This window comes from Streptomyces sp. DH12 (assembly GCF_020873895.1).
Classification (GTDB): Bacteria; Actinomycetota; Actinomycetes; order Streptomycetales; family Streptomycetaceae; genus Streptomyces.
On the sequence record NZ_JAHWGT010000011.1, the window covers coordinates 1 to 20,000 of the forward strand.

General features: G+C 73.2%; 27 protein-coding genes and 1 pseudogene. 3 read left to right on the forward strand and 25 right to left on the reverse strand.

The features are described from left to right. From LPA54_RS12050 to LPA54_RS12080, 8 genes and pseudogenes are all read right to left on the reverse strand, one after another. A pseudogene (locus LPA54_RS12050) lies at nt 1-940 on the reverse strand (hypothetical protein); the annotation flags it as partial. After that, nucleotides 940-1,416, reverse strand: coding sequence for a hypothetical protein (locus tag LPA54_RS12055; protein WP_228976667.1), 477 nt, complete (start codon nt 1,414-1,416; stop codon nt 940-942). The gene LPA54_RS12055 and the pseudogene LPA54_RS12050, both read right to left, overlap by 1 nt. A gap of 11 nt (nt 1,417-1,427) precedes the next feature. Beyond that, nucleotides 1,428-2,564: a hypothetical protein gene (locus LPA54_RS12060; protein WP_228976669.1), complete on the reverse strand. Its 1,137-nt coding sequence runs from the start codon at nt 2,562-2,564 to the stop codon at nt 1,428-1,430. A 97-nt stretch (nt 2,565-2,661) separates the two neighbouring features. Further along, nucleotides 2,662-3,840: a hypothetical protein gene (locus LPA54_RS12065; protein ID WP_228976670.1), complete on the reverse strand. Its 1,179-nt coding sequence runs from the start codon at nt 3,838-3,840 to the stop codon at nt 2,662-2,664. Between the two features lie 94 nt (nt 3,841-3,934). Further along, the gene (locus LPA54_RS12070; protein ID WP_228976671.1) at nt 3,935-4,138 is read right to left on the reverse strand and encodes a hypothetical protein; all 204 of its coding nucleotides are present in this window, start codon (nt 4,136-4,138) and stop codon (nt 3,935-3,937) included. Beyond that, a complete protein-coding gene (locus tag LPA54_RS42270; protein ID WP_267487045.1) occupies nt 4,135-4,260 on the reverse strand; it encodes a hypothetical protein in 126 nt (41 codons plus the stop codon). Before LPA54_RS42270 ends, LPA54_RS12070 begins: the two co-directional genes overlap by 4 nt. Next, nucleotides 4,260-4,397, reverse strand: coding sequence for a hypothetical protein (locus tag LPA54_RS12075; RefSeq protein ID WP_228976672.1), 138 nt, complete (start codon nt 4,395-4,397; stop codon nt 4,260-4,262). The genes LPA54_RS42270 and LPA54_RS12075 overlap by 1 nt, the downstream gene beginning before the upstream one ends. Continuing rightward, the gene (locus tag LPA54_RS12080) at nt 4,397-4,729 is read right to left on the reverse strand and encodes a hypothetical protein (RefSeq protein WP_228976673.1); all 333 of its coding nucleotides are present in this window, start codon (nt 4,727-4,729) and stop codon (nt 4,397-4,399) included. The genes LPA54_RS12075 and LPA54_RS12080 overlap by 1 nt, the downstream gene beginning before the upstream one ends. A 240-nt stretch (nt 4,730-4,969) precedes the next feature. On the opposite strand from LPA54_RS12080, the gene LPA54_RS12085 reads away from it, so the two are divergent. After that, nucleotides 4,970-5,302 carry a hypothetical protein gene (locus LPA54_RS12085; RefSeq protein WP_228976676.1) on the forward strand — a complete coding sequence of 111 codons (333 nt, stop codon included), beginning with the start codon at nt 4,970-4,972 and terminating at the stop codon, nt 5,300-5,302. Nucleotides 5,303-6,280: 978 nt separating this feature from the next. On the opposite strand, the gene LPA54_RS12090 is transcribed toward LPA54_RS12085, so the two are convergent. The 11 genes from LPA54_RS12090 to LPA54_RS12140 all read right to left on the reverse strand — a co-directional run bounded on the left by LPA54_RS12090 (nt 6,281) and on the right by LPA54_RS12140 (nt 13,884). Then, nucleotides 6,281-6,625: a DUF6087 family protein gene (locus LPA54_RS12090; protein WP_228976678.1), complete on the reverse strand. Its 345-nt coding sequence runs from the start codon at nt 6,623-6,625 to the stop codon at nt 6,281-6,283. Continuing rightward, the gene (locus tag LPA54_RS12095) at nt 6,618-7,079 is read right to left on the reverse strand and encodes an NUDIX hydrolase (RefSeq protein WP_228976680.1); all 462 of its coding nucleotides are present in this window, start codon (nt 7,077-7,079) and stop codon (nt 6,618-6,620) included. The genes LPA54_RS12090 and LPA54_RS12095 overlap by 8 nt, the downstream gene beginning before the upstream one ends. Nucleotides 7,080-7,097: 18 nt before the next feature. Further along, nucleotides 7,098-7,892: an STM4013/SEN3800 family hydrolase gene (locus tag LPA54_RS12100; RefSeq protein WP_228976682.1), complete on the reverse strand. Its 795-nt coding sequence runs from the start codon at nt 7,890-7,892 to the stop codon at nt 7,098-7,100. Next, nucleotides 7,889-8,392, reverse strand: coding sequence for a hypothetical protein (locus LPA54_RS12105; protein WP_228976683.1), 504 nt, complete (start codon nt 8,390-8,392; stop codon nt 7,889-7,891). The genes LPA54_RS12100 and LPA54_RS12105 overlap by 4 nt, the downstream gene beginning before the upstream one ends. After that, nucleotides 8,386-9,027 carry a thymidylate kinase gene (locus LPA54_RS12110; protein ID WP_228976685.1) on the reverse strand — a complete coding sequence of 214 codons (642 nt, stop codon included), beginning with the start codon at nt 9,025-9,027 and terminating at the stop codon, nt 8,386-8,388. Before LPA54_RS12110 ends, LPA54_RS12105 begins: the two co-directional genes overlap by 7 nt. Beyond that, on the reverse strand, nt 9,024-10,049 hold the full coding sequence (locus LPA54_RS12115; RefSeq protein WP_228976686.1) for a radical SAM protein: 1,026 nt from the start codon (nt 10,047-10,049) through the stop codon (nt 9,024-9,026). The genes LPA54_RS12110 and LPA54_RS12115 overlap by 4 nt, the downstream gene beginning before the upstream one ends. Before the next feature lie 172 nt (nt 10,050-10,221). Next, complete coding sequence (locus LPA54_RS12120; protein ID WP_228976688.1) at nt 10,222-11,223, reverse strand: Scr1 family TA system antitoxin-like transcriptional regulator; 1,002 nt, start codon at nt 11,221-11,223, stop codon at nt 10,222-10,224. Then, on the reverse strand, nt 11,213-11,815 hold the full coding sequence (locus tag LPA54_RS12125; protein WP_228976689.1) for a bifunctional 2-polyprenyl-6-hydroxyphenol methylase/3-demethylubiquinol 3-O-methyltransferase UbiG: 603 nt from the start codon (nt 11,813-11,815) through the stop codon (nt 11,213-11,215). The genes LPA54_RS12120 and LPA54_RS12125 overlap by 11 nt, the downstream gene beginning before the upstream one ends. 230 nt (nt 11,816-12,045) lie before the next feature. Then, nucleotides 12,046-12,528, reverse strand: a complete 483-nt coding sequence (locus LPA54_RS12130) for a hypothetical protein (protein WP_228976691.1) — start codon at nt 12,526-12,528, stop codon at nt 12,046-12,048. Further along, complete coding sequence (locus tag LPA54_RS12135; RefSeq protein ID WP_228976693.1) at nt 12,525-13,256, reverse strand: Scr1 family TA system antitoxin-like transcriptional regulator; 732 nt, start codon at nt 13,254-13,256, stop codon at nt 12,525-12,527. The genes LPA54_RS12130 and LPA54_RS12135 overlap by 4 nt, the downstream gene beginning before the upstream one ends. A 232-nt stretch (nt 13,257-13,488) precedes the next feature. Continuing rightward, nucleotides 13,489-13,884 carry a hypothetical protein gene (locus LPA54_RS12140; protein WP_228976695.1) on the reverse strand — a complete coding sequence of 132 codons (396 nt, stop codon included), beginning with the start codon at nt 13,882-13,884 and terminating at the stop codon, nt 13,489-13,491. Nucleotides 13,885-14,287: 403 nt separating this feature from the next. Between LPA54_RS12140 and LPA54_RS12145 the strand changes: the two genes are divergently transcribed. Further along, nucleotides 14,288-15,571, forward strand: a complete 1,284-nt coding sequence (locus LPA54_RS12145; protein ID WP_228976697.1) for a Tat pathway signal protein — start codon at nt 14,288-14,290, stop codon at nt 15,569-15,571. A gap of 23 nt (nt 15,572-15,594) precedes the next feature. Continuing rightward, nucleotides 15,595-16,146, forward strand: a complete 552-nt coding sequence (locus LPA54_RS12150) for a GNAT family N-acetyltransferase (RefSeq protein WP_228976698.1) — start codon at nt 15,595-15,597, stop codon at nt 16,144-16,146. Between the two features lie 10 nt (nt 16,147-16,156). Here LPA54_RS12150 and LPA54_RS12155 read toward each other — a convergent pair whose 3' ends face one another. From LPA54_RS12155 to LPA54_RS12180, 6 genes are all read right to left on the reverse strand, one after another. Beyond that, the gene (locus LPA54_RS12155; RefSeq protein ID WP_228976701.1) at nt 16,157-17,023 is read right to left on the reverse strand and encodes a DNA ligase; all 867 of its coding nucleotides are present in this window, start codon (nt 17,021-17,023) and stop codon (nt 16,157-16,159) included. A gap of 378 nt (nt 17,024-17,401) precedes the next feature. After that, on the reverse strand, nt 17,402-17,737 hold the full coding sequence (locus LPA54_RS12160; RefSeq protein ID WP_228976703.1) for a DUF6233 domain-containing protein: 336 nt from the start codon (nt 17,735-17,737) through the stop codon (nt 17,402-17,404). Between the two features lie 396 nt (nt 17,738-18,133). Further along, nucleotides 18,134-18,484, reverse strand: a complete 351-nt coding sequence (locus LPA54_RS12165) for a hypothetical protein (protein ID WP_228976704.1) — start codon at nt 18,482-18,484, stop codon at nt 18,134-18,136. Between the two features lie 268 nt (nt 18,485-18,752). Then, nucleotides 18,753-19,310 (reverse strand): hypothetical protein, encoded by a 558-nt coding sequence (locus tag LPA54_RS12170; protein WP_228976706.1) that lies wholly within the window; start codon nt 19,308-19,310, stop codon nt 18,753-18,755. A gap of 58 nt (nt 19,311-19,368) precedes the next feature. Next, nucleotides 19,369-19,761, reverse strand: a complete 393-nt coding sequence (locus LPA54_RS12175) for a hypothetical protein (RefSeq protein ID WP_228976708.1) — start codon at nt 19,759-19,761, stop codon at nt 19,369-19,371. Between the two features lie 9 nt (nt 19,762-19,770). After that, entirely contained in the window at nt 19,771-19,923 is a 153-nt protein-coding gene (locus tag LPA54_RS12180; protein WP_228976709.1) for a hypothetical protein, read from the reverse strand. Nucleotides 19,924-20,000: the final 77 nt, after the last annotated feature.

Genomic DNA, 20,000 nt, shown 5'->3' on the forward strand with positions numbered 1-20,000 from the left:
GGGGGTGCTGCTCGGGCGCCGGACGGGCGGCCTCTGTCACCTCCACGGCGGGGGCGTGCGGCGCTCCTGTGCCGGGGGCCGGGAGGGGCGCGGCAGGGGTGTCGGGGAGGGCCGCGAGGACGTTTCCCACGGGGGCGCGGAGCACGGCTTCCAGGTCGTCGACGTGGACGCCCCACGTGCTGCCCTTGCCTTGCCCGCGGATCTGCATCTTGCGGACGGGGATGCCCAGGCGGTCGCAGTGCTGCCGAACAACGGCCACGTCCCACCCCACACTGTCGGGCAGACCCTCCACGAGGGTCGCGAGGTGGACGCCCTTGCGGCCCTGCGCGGTGGCGTCGTGGACGGCGTCGAGGACCAGGCGGACGAACCACAGCTCGGCGGCCTGCTGACGGGCGGCGGCCGCTTCCTCGGGCGTGATGGTGTGCTGCTCCCCCGAAGTTTCATGATCGTTTCGAGGGGTGGCCTCGCGCGCGGGAGCGACGAGGGCGGCCGTGATGATCCAGGCGACGGCCAGCACTCCGAGGACGCTCGGGGCGAACGGGGCGACGGCGCGTGTGACGCTGCCCGCGGCCGCCTCCACCACGCCGCCGAGCACGCCTATGCCGACGGCGACGGCCAGGACGGCGACGGCCGCCTGCTCGACGCGGTCGGTGCCGCTGCGCCCGGCGGGCGTCTTCCTGGACGGCGCGCGCCGTGCCTTGCCCGCTCGGGGGTTCGGCGCCACGTCCTTGGACGGCTCGACATGAGGCTCCTGCGCATCGGCAGCGTCGGCATCGAGAGCGGGTCGCTCCGGGGCGGGCCCGCGCATACGGCGCAGGCAGAACCGTACGTTGCGGACCAGGGTGCCGAGCAGCAGCCGCAGCAGCACCCCGGACCCGGCCACGACTGCGGACACGGTGAGGCCGCGCACGACCCCGGTGACCTCCTGGCGGACGCCCATCACGCACCCCCGGTGATCTTTGCGGCGCCCATGCGGATGATGTTCACCAGGATCTCGAAAATCCCACCGGCCTGGCCGTACGTGACGGCGGCCGCGATGCCGAAAAGCGCGGGGAAAACGGGGCGCTCCCACCGGGGGGCGAACGTGAGCAGGGTGAGGGCGAGGGCGGTTCCTCCGATGCCGGGGTCCCCGAGGCCGCTGTCGCCGATGACGGACGTGGGCACGCTGTTGATGCCGCGTGCCATGTCAGACCACGATCCGCCGGCGGCCTCCCACAGGGTGCCGGTGACGATGCTGAAGGTGCCGGCCCTGTCCCGGTTATGGATCTTGATGCGGTCGGAGCCGCGCACGCCGAGGACGAGGGCAATGGCCGCACCGAGGGACAGGCCGGACAGGGTGATGGCCCCCAGCACTTGAATTAGGGTGATGCCGTCGAAGAGCCCGCCGGACCCGGCGAGTTGGTGGAGCGCGGACACGGTGATGCCTCTCAGTGGGTGGTGCCGGGCTCGTAGAGCAGTACGGCGACAAGGGCGGATGCGAACGGGACGGCGACGATCAAGCGCGCGGTCCAGTGGAGGTGGACGGCTCGGCGGTCGAGGGCCCAGTAGAGGCCGCCGCACATGACGGCCACGGTGAGCAGCAGCGACGCCTCCGGGGCGGCGAGCTGGTACGGGCCGCCGTGCTCGTTGATCCACGCCACGGGGACGGGGGCGAGCTGGCGGCCTGCCTCGGCGGCGCCCAGGACGATGACGGCCCGGAGCCAGGGGTAGACGAGGACGTACCGCACGGCGGGCAGGGCGGTGATGTACCAGGCCGCGACCGCCCCGGCCAGGACGAGGGCCGTGCGGAAAATGCCGGTTGCGGACCGCTCGGCGTACGGGAGGACCTGGCTGAAGAGGTCGACCAGGCCGAGGCTGGCGCCGAGGGCGGCGGCCGCGCCGAGGAAGCCGATCACGCGTAGCCGGTCGTTGCCCTTCTCCGGGTCGGAGGTCCGGGCCCGTACGCGGGCGGTGCGGGGCGCTGCCGGTGCGCGGCGCGGCATACGCCAGCGGGCGGCCGGGCGCGGGGCCTCGGGCTCGTGGTCCTCGTCGTCCTCGTCCTCGTCGTGCTCCACGTCGGTGGTGGCCGCGGTGGGGCCCTTGCGGGGGCCGTTGGCCTGCGTGGGGGCGGGCGGCTCGCCGCCGTCCCGGGTATCCCGGTCGTCGGGGTCCTGCTTGTCCGGCTCGGGCCGGGCCGTGGCCGGCGGGGCGCCGGCCGATCCGTCGATCTGCCACCAGTTCGCGGACTTGGGCGCCCACCACGGCGGAATGCGGGGCGTGCGGTTCGGCGCGGTGGCGGGGTCGGCCTTCTCCGGGGCGGCGGGCTCGACGTCGGCCTGGTCGTCGTGCGGCTCCTCGGCCGGGGCGGCGGCCTCGACGTCGGCCTGGTCGTCGTGCGGCTCCTCAGCCGGGGCGGCGGCCTCGACGTCGACCTGGTCGTCGTGCGGCTCCTCAGCCGGGGCGGCGGGCTCACCCGGCGCGGTGTCCGGCGGCGTGGTGATGGTCGACGCAGCGTCGGGGCCGACGCCACGGCTGCGGAGGAGTTCGCGGATACGGAGTTCGTCGGCTCCGACGTCGACGGTCACCACGCCTCCACACGGTCGGGCGTCGGCCCGGGGTTGTTGATCACGGGATCGTCCTTGGCAGGTGGGGCGGCCGCCCGCGTGGGGCGGCCGCACGGAGTCAGGAAGCAGCAGACTTCTCGGCGTGCTTGCGGCGGTAGCGCTCCACGGTCCCGGCGAGGGTCCGGCTGTCACCGTGAACGGCGCGGACGTGAGCGAGGAGGGCGTCGTCGTCGATGTCCGGGTCCTGGTCCAGGACGTCGAACGTGGTCTGCCGGATGGAGGTGGGCACTACGTGCAGCTGGTGTGCGGGCTGGCCGTGGCCGACCGGCTGGTGGTCCGGACCGGCGGCGGACGGGTGTCCGGGCGTGTCCGGGGCAGACGCGGACGTGGTGTCCGTCGTCGGCGCCTGGACCGGCTGTGGCGGGGGGTTGACCTGTGCGGAGGCGTGTCCAGCCACGTCGCCGGATGGCCTGTACACCGGCGGGGTGGGCGCGACCGGGGGGACCGGGGCCGGGGTGGGGGCCACTGGCGCAGGCTCCTGCGCCGGCCTGCCCGAGGTCTTCCGCAGGGACGCGGAAACCGTCCTCGCCGCGGTGGGCAGCGCCCGCTCCTGGACGGTGTCCAGCAGCGCCCCGGCGGCCTGGTAGTGGCGGCCGCCGACGGCTTGCTGGTAGGCCGCCCTCCGGTCGAGGCGGCGGAAACGGGTGCCGACCCGGGCCCGCGCCGCAATGGTCTGCTCCTGCACGTTCAGCCAGTGCGCGGTCCCCGCGGGGAGCGGTACGGCGTACTGGCGGAACAGCAGCCACCATGAGCCCTTGGCCACTACGTCGATGCACGCGCCGACCGCCGCGGCGGGCATCTCATCGTGCTTGTGGCCGTACATCAGCACGGCGGCCATGCTGTACGCGAGGACAACCCATCCGGCGGTCCGCGCGGCTCCTGCGCGGGTGGGGTCGTCGCGGTCCAGCCACTCGTACCCCAGGCAGACGAGCCAGCCGCTCGCGAATGCCGCGCCCGCCGCGTAGGCGACACCCTCACCCAGCAGGGGGGAGAGCAGCCTGCCGAAGCTGGTCGCCGTGGTGACGATCGCGGTCAGGGTGAACAGGAGCGCGGCGATGAACTCCGCGCGCAGGATGACCTCGTCCCAGTCACGCGGGGGGACGGGCTCCTCCACCTCGTAGGGGACGCGGTAGGTGACGGTGATGCCGTCGATGGTGGTCGTCTCGTCGCGCTCGCGGGTGACCCTGCGGTACCGCACGCCGGGGATGCGCGGCTGCTGCTCGTCGGGGGTGTGCATGAAGGGGCGCCCTTCGCCTGGGTGAACTGGAGACGGGCCGGGCCCACGGAGGTGGGCCCGGCCGGTTCGGGAGGGCGGGCGGGCGGGCGGAGGGTTACCGGCGGCGCCGCTCGCGGTTCCGGTCGGCCTCCTCCCACGCCTGCCCGCGAGCGGCCGCCTTGTCGGCGCCGCTGGTGCGGTGGGTGGTGCGCCGCTTGCGGGCGGCGCGTTCGGTCGCGGACTCACAGCCCGCGTAGGTGGTGGCGGCGAGCTGGCGGTCGTGACCGCCCGCGAGCCAGCCGAAGCCGGGCAGCTTCATCGCTGGCCCCTCGCCGTCTCGTTGGCGACCTGCTCCGCGCGGTCGGCCTTGGCGCGCCCGAGGAGCTGGGCAGCCGTCGCGTTCTTGTCCTCGGTGACGGGAGTCGTCTTCGGCGTCGACATCAGCGCACCCCCTGCGCGAGGACGGCGACCCGGGCGGTGAGGGCCGAGTCCAGCCAGCCCTTGCACTTCGAGCACACGAACTGGCGGCCGTCGCGGCGCATGGTGCGCCCGCAGCACTCCGGGGCCTGCGCGCCCATCAGCGGTCGCCGCCCTTCGCCGGGATCGGCTCGGTGCGCGGGCCGGGGATGCCGGCGATCCGGGGGATCGCGGGGTCGTTGTCGCCGTCGGGCCAGTCGTGACCGGCCTCCGCGGCGGCGCCGCGGAGGATCAGCGCGTACTCGCCCCGGGTGATGCCCTCACGGGGCGCGGGCGCCATGGTGAAGGCCGCTTTGGCCAGCTCCTGGCCCTTGCCGTCGAGCCTCCCCCCGGTGAGCAGGTACGCCTCGGCTCCGAAGGCGACGACCAGGGAGAGCTGCTCCAGCTTGGCGGTCGGGTCGGTGTCGGTGAAGTGGTCCGCAACGGCGAGCACAACGCTATACGCCGCCTTCTGGACCTCCTCAGCCTTCCGATCAGTAATCTGGGTCATGCGTCAGCTCCATCTGACGTGGCCCCCGGTCGGCGTTTCTCAGGCCCCGACCGGGGGCCGACTTGTACGTACGGACCCACGGGAGGTCACGCGATCCAAACCCTAGGGCTTGTTTCGTGAGGATGGCAAGCCCTAGGGTTTGTTTCGCGTGATCGTCCCGCATTTGCAGGAAGGAGCGGGACGTTGGCCGAGGAGACGGAGGAGGTGCCGCCGGAGGTGACGAACGTCCTGGAGGCGATCAAGGCGCTGTCGTCGATAGAGGACGACGCCGCATGCACGAGCGCGGTCTCGGAGGTGCTGCGCCGGTGGCCCGATCTCGGGTCGGAGCTGCGCCAGCTCCGGGAGAAGCGCGTGAACGCCCTGCGGGCCGAGCGGCGGACGTGGGCGGAGATCGCCGGCATCATCGGCGAGGTGACACCCGAGCGCGCCCAGCAGATCGGCAAGGGGCTGAGCGGCGCCCAACGGAAGAAGAACGAGGCGGCGAAGAAGGCCGCCGAGAAGCGGCCCGAGAACTAGCAGGGCCGAGGTGGCGGGCCGATCTGCCCCGAAGTGAAGGCCGTGGCTGCTGCTCCACCGCGCCAACGAAGCCCCCGTTCCCGGTACGGGAAGCGGGGGCCTTCGGCGTATCCGGACAGTGCTGCCGCCTGGTCAGCCGACTCCATCCCCGACGTAGCGTCGACTACACAGGCACTCCGTGCCGCCGGCCTCATGGACGGCGCCGACCCGTCCGGGTGGCACCCAAGCCGTCGTCCCGCCTGACAGTCGCCGTACGGGCCGCCCCCGCCCCGACGCGACTGACCCCGGCCGCCGCTCCACCCATTGAGCACGGCTCCATGCCGGGTCATACGAGGTCCCCGCTGTCGGCGCGGGCCTTCCTACGTAGTCGGCTGGCAGGCCGGGCGCGCCCGGCGGGATAAACGAGCCGCCCGCCCGCCAAGCAGTCGCCGCCGGCCGATAGCGACACCGAGCGCGGGGGCTCCGCCAGGCCGGCGGAGTCCCCGCGAACCGTTCAGTCCAGGAAGGAGCCGTCCCGACGCCGCCCGTGGCCGGACAGCAGGTGCTTACACTGCGGGCAGTGCCGCGAGGTCCCACGCTTCACCGCCCACGAGATCCCCGCCGTGCACAAATGCAGAAAGCCCAGCGCCCAGTCCTGCGCCACCCGCGCGAACCCCGGCTGCGTACACGTCCCACAGTCCCGACAACCGCCAGCCACGCCCAACCCCCTCGCCCTGCGTCCGATGACGCCCGCCACACTGAAGACCACAACGCCGCCCACCGTACCGGGGCTTGCGCAGGCCGACGGTCAATCTGCGCCCTGCGCGGGAAGCGACGAACAATCCGGAGCAGGGCAGCGACCCACCCCGCGGGTGGCGCAACGTCGATCGGCAGCCGACACCTGACCACCTCCGCTCACCCTCGACGTGCACACGACGGCCCACCGCCGACCAATCGGTGGGCCGCAGCTGAGTATCCGGTCAGCCCTGCCTGACGTGGCTACACACTGCTCCCTGTGGGGTCCGGGTCTGGCCGGTGCCATACCTGCGGCGGCCGCCACGGCTGCCACATCGGGGGGAGCTTGCCGGACGGTGGCAGGGGCACGTTCTCCGCGGTCTGCGGGGCGTGTTCGCGTGTGGCTGCGTCGGCGGCTTCCCGGTCGGCGGCCACCCCCTGGGGCACCCACTGGTGTCCGTCCCATTCGCTCACCGCGCGCGGTGCCTGCGGCTCGACGTGCCGGGCGCGGGCCGGGCCGTCGCCCAGCGGAATGGCCCGACGGTCGCCCTGCCGGGGGCGCTGAGCGTTCCGCCGGGCCGCCCACTCCTCCAGCGGCTCGTCACGCATCCGGGGTGCTTCTTCCCAGGTCGGCCTTGCGGGTGAGCATGAGGGCGAGTGGGCCGGCTGGGAGAAGGAAGCGACCGGCCGAAGCTGCGTCGATCGCCTCTTCCAGGGGCCACCACGACAGCTTGAAGTCGACCTCGCTCGGGGTGAGCTGCTGGGGCCCGAGGATGAGGCCGGCCGCCTCGAAGAGGTGGACGCGGGCGGTAGAGGAGAGGGTGATGGCGTAGGAGCCCAGGGAGCGCCAGGAGGAGGCGGTGATGCCCGCCTCCTCCTTCAGTTCACGGTGCGCGCACTGCTGCGGGGTCTCGCCGGGCTCCATCCGGCCGCCGGGCAGGAAGAGGTACTCGCCGCCGTGGTCGGGGAAGTGCGCGCTCAGCAGAGCGACGAGGCCCTGGTCGTCGCGGGCGACGATGACCGACGCGTCCGGTCCGGCGCCGCCGGGTGTGGGGGTGCTCATGGGGCGCGAGCGTAGTCGTCATCCGCGCACCAGGGTTGCGAACGGGACGTTCATGACGGCCGGGTGGGCGATGCCGCGGCCGTGGAAGCCGTCGTCGCCGTAGGCGTCGCCGTGATCGGCGCACATGATGATCAGCCAGCGGCCGCGGCTGGTGAGGCTGGTGATCAGGTGCGCGAGGTGCTCGTCGGCGTAGGCGAGCGCGGCCTGCTGGGAGGCGCGGGTGTCGGTACTGGCGCCCAGGTAGTGGCCGTGCGGGACGTGGGTGGCGGAGACGTTGACGAACAGCAGCAGCGGCCGGCCCGTGTAGTGGTCTGCGACGGCGAGCGCCCGGTCGACCTGGTGGCGGGTGGAGTCCGGCTCGGGGGAGCAGAACCGCGGCTCCCAGTGGTCCTCGTCGAACATCTCCGGCAGGACCGACCCGAGGGGCGTCTCGCGGGAGAAGTACGTCACGCCTCCGATGCAGACACTGCGGTAGCCGTGCAGGGCCAGGCCCTGGAGGAGGTTGGCCGCCTCGAAGACGAAGGTGCCGGGGTGCGGCCTCTTGAAGGCCGGCGGGCGGCACTCCCACAGGCGCGGCGGCTGCTGCGGGTGGGGCAGCTTGGGCAGGAAGCCGGAGAAGAACGCCATGTGGGCCGGCAGGGTGAAGGATCCGGGCGTCTGGCGGCGCTCCCAGCCGCCTGCGGGCAGGAGCCGGGCCAGCTGGGGGGTGCGCCCTGCGTCGAGGGCGTCGCGCGCCACGTCGTAGCGCAGGGAGTCGAGGGTGACGAAGAGGATGCTGCTGCCCGAGCGGATGATGTCGGCGGCGTCGATCACGGCGCGTCCCCCTGCCGGGGTTCGGTCGGGGCGTTCACGATGCGGCCTTTCGCCTGGATGTTGACGGGGATGGGCACGCGGTCCTCGGCGATGCGGCGCCGGATCTCGGCGAGGCCGGTCCCCTCGCGCAAAGGGGCGGCGTCGCGGTCGTAGAGGGTGATGCGGATGTGGCAGTCCGCCGGGTCGCCGTCCGCGGCGAGGTAGATGCCGGGGGTCTGCTCGGTGGCCAGCACGCGCTGAAGGGTCTCCTCGGTTTGGCGGCCGAGGTCGCGGACCAGGCAGGCGTAGTGCTCGGCGTTGATGGCTCCGGACAGCGCGGGCCCCGCGAAGCGGACGGCGGCGGGGTGGCCGTTGTGGGCCAGCGCCAGGACGGACGCCTTCTGGGTGACGACGAGGCAGGCGCCCAGCCACCATCCGACGCCCTCGTGGAGGTCGCCGGGGAACCGGCCGACGGCGCCGCCCTCGCGGATGACCGCGGCGGTGTCGATGGGGTTCAGCATGCCTGGCTCTCCTCGATGTGGGCGCGGATGGCGCGGGCGAGGTCGTCCGGGCTGCGGTCGTCGGTGTCGAGGACGACGGCGCTGGGGTCCGTGCCGGCGACGCGGTCGAAGTTCGCGACCAGCCTGGCGAGGCGGTCCGGCACGGTGAGCAGGTCGGTGTCGTCCTGCTTCAGGTCCGTCTTCGTGGCCAGACGCGCGCGCAAGGTGGCCTGCGAGCAGCGCAGGTAGAACGTGAGGTCGGGCGCCACCAGGTAGGGGTGGAAGGGGGCCAGCAGCCCCTGCACCGTCTCGACCGAGACTCGGTGGACGGCGGCGTGGCAGGCGATCACGGAGGAGATGTAGCGGTCGGCGACGACCGGGCCGATGGCCCGGCACTCGCGGATCCGGTCGGAGGCGTGCAGCGCGCCGGAGAGGTAGAACGCGAACTGCGGCAGCGGACGCAGGCCGCTGTTGGCCGTCTTGGACCAGTCGGCGTGGGGGCGGGGCAGGGTGTGGAGGGAGGAGGCGCCGAGCTGCATGGCCAGGGCGCGGGCGAGGGTCGACTTGCCGATGCCGGAGACGCCCTCCAAGACGATGAACGGGTGGCGGGGGCCGTCGTGGGTCAGCGGCTGGTACGGGCCGGGTGTCGTGGTCACAGGGTCCCCTGGGTGAAGGCGTCGATGTGGTGGGCGACGGCGTGGGTGAGGGCCGTGGGGTCGTCCAGCAGGTCGTTGATCCTGATTCGAAGGTCGTCACGCAGGAGGCAGGGCTGGACGCCGCCGGCGTGGTCGACGCGCAGCGCCCAGAAACCCTCCACGCAGGCGGACCGCTGGGGGCAGGTGCCGCACTGGCCGACGTGGTAGCGGCCGAGGTCGCGGTGGATCACGTCGACCTCGACGCCGTCGATGCGGAAGACACGGCGCCCCTGTCCGACACCGGCGACCTCGGTGTGCTCGTCGGTGGTCAGGGTGCGCAGGTGGCTGATGATGCCGTCCGCCGAGAGCGCTGAGCCGGCCATGCCGGAGTTGAAGTCGGTGTCCACCAGCTCGATGAACTGCACCGGCAGGCGCCGCTCCAGGGCGTAGTCGAGGATGCCGCGGACCTCGTGGGCGTTCTCCTTCAGCAGCAGGCAGTTCAGCTCCACCCGGCGCCCCAGTTCCCGAGCGGCGTCGACGCCGTCCAGGACCGCGGCGATGCCGACCTTCGTCTGCGCGATCTCGTACAGGGAGGCGTCGGAGAAGTAGTGCAGCGACACCTTCACCTTGTCCAGGCGCGTGCGCCGCAGCCAGCTCCGATTCGCCCTCACGCGCGTGCCGTTGGTGATCAGCGTGTACGAGCTGTCGGGGCCCGCGTCGGGAAGGCCGGACAGCACGGGCTTGGCCAGGGGCGAGATGAGCGGCTCGCCGCCGGTGAAGTAGACGCGCTTCAGCCCGGCATCGAGCAACGCGCTGATCACGTTGATCATCTCCTGCGCGTCGAGCTCGCGCCGGCGGGGCTGGCGGCTGCGGTCCAGGCGCTGGAGGGGCGGCGGCACGTCGCTCTCGTTGTGGCAGAAGCGGCAGCCGATGTTGCACCGCGGGGTCAGCGACACGCGCAGTTGCCCGCGAAGGGCGGCGAAGCTCGCGAGCGCCGTCAGGTCGACCGGCGCCTGCGCGGGTGGTGTGAGGAAGGTGGACACGTCGGACCTCCGTCGAAGGAAGGTGCTGGATGGACGTGGGGGGTTGTCGGGTAGTGCTGGAACCCGCCTCCTGCCCGAGCTCTCACACCGGGACCTTGACCCGTGAGCGGCGGGCGGGAGGCGGGGGCTTGTCAGACCGCGGAGCCCAGGGCCCGTGGCCGTGCGGGTGCGGTCATGAGCCGGGCCGTCGGGACCACCAGTAGGCGGCCTCCTGGATGAGGGCGCACGACTCGACGTGGCTGGCGGCGTCGGCGAGGGCCTGGTCCAGGCCCGCCTGGAGTGCGCGGGCGTGGGCGGAGCGGTTTTCGTACCAGGGCGCCTCGGCGGCGCCGGCGTAGAGGTGGCGGTCGTGGACGGTGAACGCGGCGACCTCGCCGACCAGGTGGAGGGCGCTGGTCTTCGCGCTGCGCGGCAGGACCCGCAGGGTCAGGGCGCCGACGTCGGCCAGGCCCAGCAGGTGCCGCAGCTGGCCGGCGGTGATGTCCGGGGCGGCGGAGGGCCGGTGCAGGACGGAGTCGTCCAGCAGGAGCGTGCGCCGTTGGGATGCCGTCCGTCGCAGTTCGGCCAGCCAGCGCGGTTTCACGGCGGGCTCGTCGGGGTCGGGGGCCCAGTGGGCGAGTGCGGCCCGGTACTCGGCGGTGCGCAAGCCCGGCGGGATCCGCTGCGTGGTGAAGTAGACGGCCTGGCTCGCGACCCGGGTGAGCGCCGCGTACCGGGCCACCGCCTCCACGCCGACGTCGACCCACTTGTCCCACGGTCCCCGGTGCACGACGTCCCAGGGGTCGGGGGGCACGCGGTCGTCGGGCTGGCCGTGGTCGCGGGAGTTCCGCGCGATATGGAGGCCACGGGAGGCCGGCAGGTGCCGGCGCAGATACCGGGCCTCCTCCGGATCGGCGCCCCAGTGCGTGAGCAGGACTTCCAGGGCGGGCCCGGGAATGGGGCTCTCGGCGCGCTCCCACCGGCTGACCGCGGAGATGCTGGCGCGGGCGACCGAGGCTGCCTGGTCCAACATGCCGTCGGCGGCTTCGCGCAGGGCACGCAGGTAGATGCCGGCGACGATCTCGACCGGCGCGCGCGGAGCCTGCTCGATGGCGCGCGTCGGGGCGCTGGTGGGTGATGGGGGCATGGGCGTCCTCGTCAGGCCGAAGCGGTCGGGTCGGTTGTCAGCTGTCATGGGGGCGGTGCAGGACGAGCCCTCGGTGGCCGTGGCCGAGGCGGTAGTCGCTCCGGCCGGTCCAGCCTTCCCCTGCGAGCCGGTCGACCTCGTCGGGCGTCATCCCCCGGTAGAAGGGGCCGTCGAGGTAGGAGGGGCGGAGGGGGATCAGCGCGTAGAACACCCCGCCCGGCGCCAGCAGGGGACCGACCTTGTCCAGCAGGACGGCCGGCTCCAGATAGGCGAGGGAAGCGCGGCAGGTGATCAGGTCGATGCTGCCCGCGGTCAGCTCCCCGGGGCACGGGTCGCGCGCGATGTCCCACAGCCGGAAGTCGATGCCCCGCCCGTAGGGGGTGGCGACGCCGCGCCGCAGGGCCTGGCTGATGGCGCGGCGGCTGTAGTCGTAGCCGGTGACCTTCAGGCCCCAGCGGTTGAGCTGCCGCGTCCACCGCCCCGGCCCGCACCCCAGGTCGATCGCCCGCCACCCGGCGCGCGGCCGCACCCGGCGCCGGAAGCGCATGGCCTCCTGCTCGGTGATGAGGCGGGGCTGCTGGCGCAGGTAGTGCTCGTCCCAGTCGGCGGCCGTCACCTCGACGGTCGTGTCGGCGCCCACGGCAGCCTCCACAAGCCGCCCGGGACGCGGGGGATGCGCGGGGTGCGGCACACCGGCAGGGCGGCGCCCCGGCGGGGGCAACGGCTCGCAGGGCATCGAGGGGTCCTTCAGCTTCCGGAGTGAGAGAGGGCCAGGGCGAGGAGGAGGGCGGCGACCGCGACGACGTACACGGCCTGCCCCAGGAGTACGGGCAAGGGGAGCCGGTCGACCGGCTCGGGGCCGCGGGGCCTTCACGGGACGGCCTCACTGACGCATAGCTGGACGAAGGCCAGGCGGCCGGTCAGCAGCCGCAGCTCCTCCTCGTAGCGGCCGGGGTCCGGGTCGAGCTGGTGGCGGTCGGTGAGCAGGACGCCGTCGGCGAACCCGCGCACGCACAGGCTCCGGGTCCGGGCCCATCCCGGGCGCCGCGGGGAGGGCTGGGGGCCGGTGTCGTCGTGGATCCGGTAGCGCACTTCCCATCCGCGGTCCGCCGCGAGCTGTTCCAGCCGGGCGTACGCCGGGCCGGGGTCCTCACCGGGCCAGGTGCACACGTAGGCGACGACCCGGCGCGCGCGGTGGGGCGGCTTCATGTTCATCGCCTGCTGGTTCAGGCGCCGGCGCGTGCGGTACAGGTACAGCCCGTGGGGCTCGTAGTAGCGCGGACCGGCCGCCTCGCGGTAGTCGTACCGCTCGTTCTCGGCGTCCATCCACGCCGTGCGCTCGTCGTACCTCACGCCCGGCCCTCCATCTCGGCGGCGGCCGCGGCCAGGCGCCGCAGGCTGGTCTGCGGCGTCAGGGCAGCCCGCTCGAAGCGGTCCATCAGCGCGCGCAGCGCCGGGCCGTGCGGGCCGCTCTGGTAGAAGACCGCGAGGCCGCTGTCGATCGCGTACAGGGTCTCCTCGCGTCGGGTGATCTCGTGCAGCGCTCCGGCCGGGGCCGCGAGGCAGGCGTCGGCCGGCAGGACGAGCACCGTGACGCCGCCCGCTTCCGCGAGCTCCCTGAGGTGGCACAGTTGCTCGGCCATCACGGCGGGCCCGCCGCGCGGGCGCCGCAGCGCGTACTCGTCGAGGATGAGCGTCGCCGGCCGCTCCAGGCTCGGCGCCCACGCGGGACGGACGTACGTCGCCGACGGGGCGCCGGCCGTGCTGCTCGCCGCCCGGTAGGCGTCGGTCTGGAACAGCGTCGGGATGCCGAGGGCGAAGACGCGCAGGCACCTCGCGCCGGCGAGGACCGCGTGGAGGCGGTCGGTGCGGTGCAGGCCGCCGTCGACCATGCAGTGCCGCTGCCCCTCGCCCTCGGCCTCCGTACGCACGAGGTGCCCGTCCGGCGCCCGCAGCAGCCCGTCCCACTCGCTGATCATCTTCCCCGGCAGGGTCATCAGCTGGTCCAGGGTCAGTGCCTCGATGTGGAGGTCGACCACGCGGTCGGCCAGCGTCGCAGGGAGAGCGGGGGAGGGATGCATGGCGTCCTCGTCAAGGGAGGGGTGGGCGTGCTGCCGGAAGGAGGGAGGTGCCGGCCGTTCCCCCTGACGGACGGGGGGGGAACGGCCGGGGCCCGCACTCCGCGAGCCCGACGGGGGGCGAGCTGCGCCGGAGAGGGGCCGGCCCCGGCCCGGCGGTCAGGCCGCTCCATCCGTCGTGACCCGAGATGGAGGGACCGCGCGCCGGGCAGGGCCCGTCATGGAGGACCGGGTGCTACCGGTCGGTCCAGCGGGCGAGGAGCTCCGAGTCGTGCGGGGAGGGCATCGGCTGGCACCACATCAGCGCCCGCCACAGCAGGCCCGGGTCCACGAAGTACTCCCGCGGCGGCCGCAGCCAGAACGTCCCCGGCCGCCTGGCCCGGGCCCGGGGCGGCAGGTGCAGCGCCACCCCGCCGCCCAGACACAGCCCGTACGGCTGCACCGGCCACCGGGACAGCGTGCCCGGCGGCACCAGCCAGTACAGCCACGCCCCCGTGTCGATCACCGGCCCACACCCGCGCTGCGCGGCGTCCATCCGGTTCACCGCGGCCAGCCCGTCGATAGAGGCGGAGGAGACGACGACCTCACACGTGGTCGGCCCCAGCCGGATCGAGCCACCACCGTCCGTCAACCAACCGCCCAACCGCGCGTCAAACGCCGCAGGTGAGATGCGGAACGGCTGCATCGTGGCTGTCGACGCAGCCACGGCACGGCGTCGCTGAGCTCCGCAGTCAGGAGCTGCCGGACGGGTCGTGCACCCCTGCGACGTGTGAGGTGTGGCCGTTGGCTGAGGGGACATCCTGGAAGCCTCCGGAGCTGCTGTGAGTACGGTGCTCCTGTCACATAGGCAGGAGTGGTCCGAGAGCCCGTTGAACGGGGCTGACACTCCCTGTTGTGGGGAGCGACACACAGAGCTAACCGCTGTGACGTACGAGGCACCATGACAAATCCGCCGCCCTCGTCACGCCCTGCACCTGACGAATTGACCGTTCCTTTACTTTCGGTGCTCACCTCGTCACGCTTACCGTGAGCGGGTGAAGCGCGAGAAGAACCACCGCTTGCAGAGCTGGATGATTGACCACGGCCTGAGCGCCAACGAGCTGGCGGAACAGGTAAACAAGGCAGTGCGTGCTTTCAGCGGGCAGTCCGGGAAGGCCACGGAGCGCACCGTGTTCCGGTGGTTGTCCGGCGAGAACCGCTGGCCACAGACGCGCTTCCGCAAGGCACTTGAGCAGGTCACGGGGCTGCCCGTCGCCGACTTAGGGTTCGTCCCCACAAGCCGCCGCGAGACGAGCGTGGCCGCAGCTCTCCAGGAGGACCCCATGCGCCGTCGTCACTTCTTCACAGCCACCACCGGCACGGCGCTTGCCCTCGGCGCCACCGGACCGGCCGCAGCCGCTTCGCGGCCAACGGTAGGGCTGCGCGATGTCGAGCACCTGCGCACCGAACTCTCCAAGCTATGGCAACTCGATGACCAGCATGGCGGCAGCATCGCCCTCGAAACCAGGGCGGCCGCCCTGGCGCAGCGGACCCTGGGCCTCCAGCGCAACGGCAGCGCGCACCAGCGCATTCGGTCCCGGCTGTATGCCCTTGCGGCCGCCTTCACCGCGGCCGCCATGTGGGCGGCAGTCGACCTGCGGCGGATGCGCGACGCTCAGCGATACCTCGACGAGGCGGTCAAACTCGCCGGCTTGTCCGGGGACGGCGAAGTCCAACACCAGACCTGGCGGTACGCCGCGATGCTCGCCACCCAGCGCGGCGACTACACCGAGGCGATGGCCGCCTCGGAGGCGGCCATGAGCACCCACGCACACCGAACCGACCCGCTCTACATGTCGATCTCCCACAGCCGCCTCGCACTGTCCGCCGCCAACGCAGGCGAGCACACCCGCGCAAGGCGGGCGCTGGACCGGGCTACCACCGCGTTGGACCGCGCAGACCTCAACTCGGCCCGCTCGGCCAGCGTGGCCTACTACACCCGCGCGGAATTGCAGGGCCTCACCGGCATCGTCCACTACCGCCTTGGTCAGCCGGACCACGCGGAGTACCACGTCCACCAGTGCCTGGCCGAGCTCCGCGAAGACCAGCACCGAAACCGCGCCTACTACACCGCCCAGGCAGCCCTGTTCCAGATCGCCCAAGGCGACCTCGACCAGGCAGTCGATACGGCCGCAACCGTCATCCCTCCTACCGACGCCGCCTCCGGCCGCATCCACCACCTCCTCGGCACGTTCACGTCCGCGCTCAACATGAAGGCCCCCGACGCGCGCGTCACCCAGGACTGGAACAACCGGATCCGCGCCGCACGCCACCCCTGACCACCCCCGAGGAGCCTGTACCAGTGAGCCAGAGCCCGGCCATCACGCTCGCCCGCTACGGAACCGACCAACTGCCAGCCATCCGCGCCACGCTCGTCAGCCTGTACGGCGAGGTGTACGAGAAGGAGATCGCCGAGGACCCGTTCTTCTCCGTGGAGCGCTTCGAGCAGCGCCTCCAAGGCCACGCCTCACGTCCCGGATGGGAGGCAGTCGTCGCCTACGACGGCGGCGAGGCGGCCGGCTACGCGTACGCCGCGGCCCTGCCCGAACGAACCGGCTGGTGGTCGCACATGCTCACACCACTGCCCGCGGAGGAGATCCAAGAGGATGGACAGCGCACCCTCGCCCTGTTCGAACTCATGGTGCGGGCGCCGTGGAGGAAAACCGGCCTCGCTGCTCGCATTCACGAAGAGCTGCTGGCCAACCGTCAGGAGGAACGGGTGACACTCCTTGTGGAACCGGGGCATCCCAAGGTCAAAGCTCTCTACGAGCGATGGGGTTACCACCATATCGGTGACCAGCAGCCCTTCCCCGACGCGCCCATCTACGCCACCATGCTGCGCCTACTGCGTTGATCTGACGTGGTCAGCGAATTCTGGTGGCGCTGACGACCGCGTGTCGGGTCGTGCCGCTCAGCACCTCCACCACGGTCTCGGCGGTTGTCGCGGTGTACGGCTCGCCCGCGGTGGTGCGCGCGCGGGGGCCGGGCGCGGCCGCAGTCAGGTGTTCGGCGGCGGCCGCGGCGAGGGCGCCGGTCAGCCGCTGCGTCAGCGCGATGCGGCCGTCGGGCAGCCGTACGGCCAGGTGTCGCGGGCGGGCGGCGGCGCCGGTGTGGCCGACGACCGGCACGTCGACCGTCTCTGCGTGCCGGATCTTCTGCCACGACCTCGATGCGCCTCGGTACGGGGAGCGTGCGGGCTTGGCGACCACACCCTCGATGCCCTGGGCCTGGAGGGTCTCGTACCAGGTCGTCGCCACGTCGATGTCGTCGGTCGCGGGGACTGCCTGGATCGGCGGCGGCACACCGGCGAGCAGGTCAAGAAGTAGCCGGCGGCGGTCCAGGTAGGGCCGCGGCCGCACGTCGCCGGCGGTCGGGTGCTGGAGGATGTCCCACGCCGGGTACGCCGCCGGGAGAGCGGCGGCCAGGCGCCGGGCGCGCGCGGGGGAGGACGCGGCGCGGGACTGCACGGCGTGGAAGTCACACCGGCCGTCCACCCAGATCACCGCCTCGCCGTCCAGGACCGTGCCCGGCGGCAGGCGCCGGCCGGCTTCCGCCAGGTCGTGCCAGGTCGCGGTGACGTCGCGGCCGCTGCGGGACTGGAGCCGCACCGCCTCCTCGTCACGGAACATCACGACCCGGTGCCCGTCGAACTTCGGCTCGTACCACCAGCCCGGCCCCCGCGGCAGGCGGGCGACGGGCCGGGACAACGCGACGAGGACCGGACGCTCCACCTCTCCAGCCTCCCCCGGCACCCGCCACGCGGCGACACGGCGGCACCGCCAGACGACGCGCCGCATTTCGGTCGCTGCCCCACCGCCACCAGGGAACAATTCCTGCCACACATCTACCCCCTTGGCCGGATCTGGGTGCATGATGCGGGTGTGGCACCGCCCCCACTCACCCCCACGGCGGCGCCCGTCGGCCCCGCCCTGCGCTGACCACGCGGGCGGGGCCGCGCCATCCCTCCCGGCTCCCCACGGGAGGGCAGGCGCATGTGCAGCAAGGGCATCGATACGCCGCGCCACCCTGACGCCCAGTGCTACCGAGCGCACAGCCCCAGCAACGGGGCATCGCTCCCCGCACCAGCGGGGACGTCCCGGCGCGTCATGCTAGACGTCGAGGATCCCCAGCAAGGACTCCGGTCGGCAGACCTGGCAGGGTGGCACCCCTTCGGCCAAGGCGCGGCGGGCGGTGTCCGCCGAAACGCCGGGCGCCTTCCGGCCCATCCCGCAGGAACCGATGTGCACTGCGGTCGGCGCGCGGCCGGCGCCGGGGCTGCGCTGGATCCGGTAGTCCGGCTCCGGCGGCGGCACGGCGCGCTGCCGGACGGCCTGCTCGGCGCGGAGCTGCGTGATCCGGGCGTCGGCCTCCTTCAGGGCGAGCGCGAGCCAGTGCCGTACGACGAGCAGCCGGTCGAGGTCAGGGGGGAACACGGAATCGTACACATGTACGAGTCTAGGAGGGTGGGGTCCCGGTATGCGACCCAGGGCCCGCACCTGTCCCTGCGCTGGACCGCCGCTGTGGCGGGCGGCGCCGGTGACCACCGGGGCGTGATCCGGATACTCACCAGTGCACGGGAGGGTGCTTTCCGTCATGGGAACGTGTGAGCGGCCCCTGCGCCCTGGGGGCGGAGGCGGGGGCCGCTCGGTATCTCCGGATAGCGCCAGACACTGTCCGGGCTGGTCAGTGGCTTGTCCGGTGGCCAGCCGTCGCGGCGGGGGTGGGAAAGCCTCCGGGCGGAGGCGGGCCGCTCTCCGCAGACAGCAGCAGTTGGGTTCCGTGCTCGACGTGGTACTCGCGGGGCGGCGCGGGCCACCAGGAATTTCTTCTAGGGCTGGCGGTCAACGGCGGCGCGGGGGCGGCCCGTAGGGCGAGGCCCACGCCGGCCGGTCGGCGCGCGTACCTCGGGTCGCGGTGGCGGCCTGCCGCAGGGCGCGGGCGAGGTCGGCCATCGCCGCAGCGGCGGCCTGGGCCATCGGCCGCAGCGCCTCCATGACCGCCCGGACGGGCGCGAGGACTTCGGCGAGGACGGCGGTCGCTTCGGCGACGACCAGGTCCGTGTGCGGGCCGGCCTCGCGGCGGCGCCGCTGGGCGACCGCGGCGACGGCCTCCTCGACGGTCAGGCCGTGGCGCTTCACCAAGCGACCGATCAGCAGCTGGGCGGCGCGGACGGATGCCTGCTCGGGCGTCATTCGGTCGGGTCCTCTCTGTCTGGGGTAGGCGGTTGTGTGGCGTCGGCGAGGAGGGCCAGGCCCTCGACGAGGGCGGCGCCCACCAGTCGGCGGGGCACGCGCGCCGAGTAGGCGAACCGGACACCCGGGTTGTTCGGACTGTCGCTGTCCGGAGCTGTCCGGACGGTGTCCGGCCTGGTGGGAGGGGTCCGCAGCCGGTCGCCTCGCCGACGGCCGAGGGTGTCCGGACAATCCCTCCGGACGCCCTCCGGACGCTGTTCGGGCTCGGTCACGACTCGCCGCCGGAAGCGCTGCCCGGGGCGCTGCCGGTCGGCCCGGCCGGGACGTCGGGACGCTGCTGGAGCGGGATCGGCACCTGGGCGGTCGCGGTCGTGTCGGGCTCGACCGGGCCGGCCGGGGGGACGAGGGGCGGGCGGCCGGCGCGCGGCACCCACATCGGGTGGTCGGTGCGCACGAGCAGGTACAGCGACTCGGTCAGCCGCTTCGCCATATACGCCGCCACCTCGGGGTACAGGTCGACCGCGTACGGTGCCGTCGCCTGGTCCAGGGCGTAGGCGATCTCCTCGATGGTCGCGACGCGGACGCCGGGCGCCGGGTTCAGCGCCTCGTCCCACCGGTAGTCGCAGCGCTCGCAGCGGCGCTCCAGCCGGGCCGGGAGCGGGCCGCGCTGCTCCGTCTGCCCGTTGTACTCCTCCACCACGATGCGGTGGACGGCCTGCCGGTACTCGGTGAACGCGGCCGTGTTCGAGCACATGGCGCACGTGGCGTCGTCACCGGAGTACGGCGGCAGCTGCTGGGTCGTCGGGGTGTCGTCGGGGCGGGTCATCTACGGCTCCTCGGTGAGGTTGGGGCGGCGGGCGGGCCGCCGTCCTGGTCGGTTCGGGTCAGTGGTCTCGGGCGTACGCCAGGGCCTCGTGGCAGTTGATGGTGCGGCAGCCGTCGGCGAGGTACGGGCCGTGGGCGCAGCGGGGGGCGTTGTACTCGGGCTGCTCGTCTCGGCGCGGGGCGCGGCGCGGCGGGCGAGTGGGGCGCTTGTGCCAGCCCATCGGCTCGTCCTGGGTGTCGGCGTCCCACGCGGCGACCGCGTCGGCGACGGCGTCGGGGTCCCGCGGGTAGCACCAGCCGTGGTCGTAGCCGCTTCCGTCTCCTTGTACGGGGACGGCCAGGAGTCGGATGTTGAATCCGTGCCAAATCCAGATGAAGCGGTGGGTGGCGTCGGCGGCGAGTTCGTAGCCCTGCCAGTGCAGGTCGAGGAGGGGGCGCGGGTGGTGGCGCATGGGCGTTCCTTACTGCGGCTTGGTGGCGTTGGTGGCGTCGCGGAACGCCTCGGCGCGGCCCCGGCTGCCGGTCCGGGGCCGGCCGTCGCCGGGAACGACGTCGAGCGGTACGGACGCCATCGTCTGGCCGGTCGCCGGCGTCGGGACGGTGCTGGTGGTCACGGGGTCGTGTCTCCGGGCTGGTCGTCGAATGGAGGTAGAGCACGGCGCGGCGGAGTGCAGGGTTGCCGCTGCACTCT

Excerpts from the sequence above, each read along its gene's own strand:
- LPA54_RS12065 (WP_228976670.1), bottom strand. The coding sequence starts at position 3,840 with ATGCACACCCCCGACGAGCAGCAGCCGCGCATCCCCGGCGTGCGGTAC.
- LPA54_RS12070 (WP_228976671.1), bottom strand. The coding sequence starts at position 4,138 with ATGAAGCTGCCCGGCTTCGGCTGGCTCGCGGGCGGTCACGACCGCCAG.
- LPA54_RS42270 (WP_267487045.1), bottom strand. The coding sequence starts at position 4,260 with ATGTCGACGCCGAAGACGACTCCCGTCACCGAGGACAAGAACGCGACG.
- LPA54_RS12075 (WP_228976672.1), bottom strand. The coding sequence starts at position 4,397 with ATGGGCGCGCAGGCCCCGGAGTGCTGCGGGCGCACCATGCGCCGCGAC.
- LPA54_RS12090 (WP_228976678.1), bottom strand. The coding sequence starts at position 6,625 with ATGCGTGACGAGCCGCTGGAGGAGTGGGCGGCCCGGCGGAACGCTCAG.
- LPA54_RS12095 (WP_228976680.1), bottom strand. The coding sequence starts at position 7,079 with ATGAGCACCCCCACACCCGGCGGCGCCGGACCGGACGCGTCGGTCATC.
- LPA54_RS12105 (WP_228976683.1), bottom strand. The coding sequence starts at position 8,392 with ATGCTGAACCCCATCGACACCGCCGCGGTCATCCGCGAGGGCGGCGCC.
- LPA54_RS12120 (WP_228976688.1), bottom strand. The coding sequence starts at position 11,223 with ATGACAGCTGACAACCGACCCGACCGCTTCGGCCTGACGAGGACGCCC.
- LPA54_RS12135 (WP_228976693.1), bottom strand. The coding sequence starts at position 13,256 with ATGCATCCCTCCCCCGCTCTCCCTGCGACGCTGGCCGACCGCGTGGTC.
- LPA54_RS12165 (WP_228976704.1), bottom strand. The coding sequence starts at position 18,484 with ATGACGCCCGAGCAGGCATCCGTCCGCGCCGCCCAGCTGCTGATCGGT.
- LPA54_RS12170 (WP_228976706.1), bottom strand. The coding sequence starts at position 19,310 with ATGACCCGCCCCGACGACACCCCGACGACCCAGCAGCTGCCGCCGTAC.
- LPA54_RS12175 (WP_228976708.1), bottom strand. The coding sequence starts at position 19,761 with ATGCGCCACCACCCGCGCCCCCTCCTCGACCTGCACTGGCAGGGCTAC.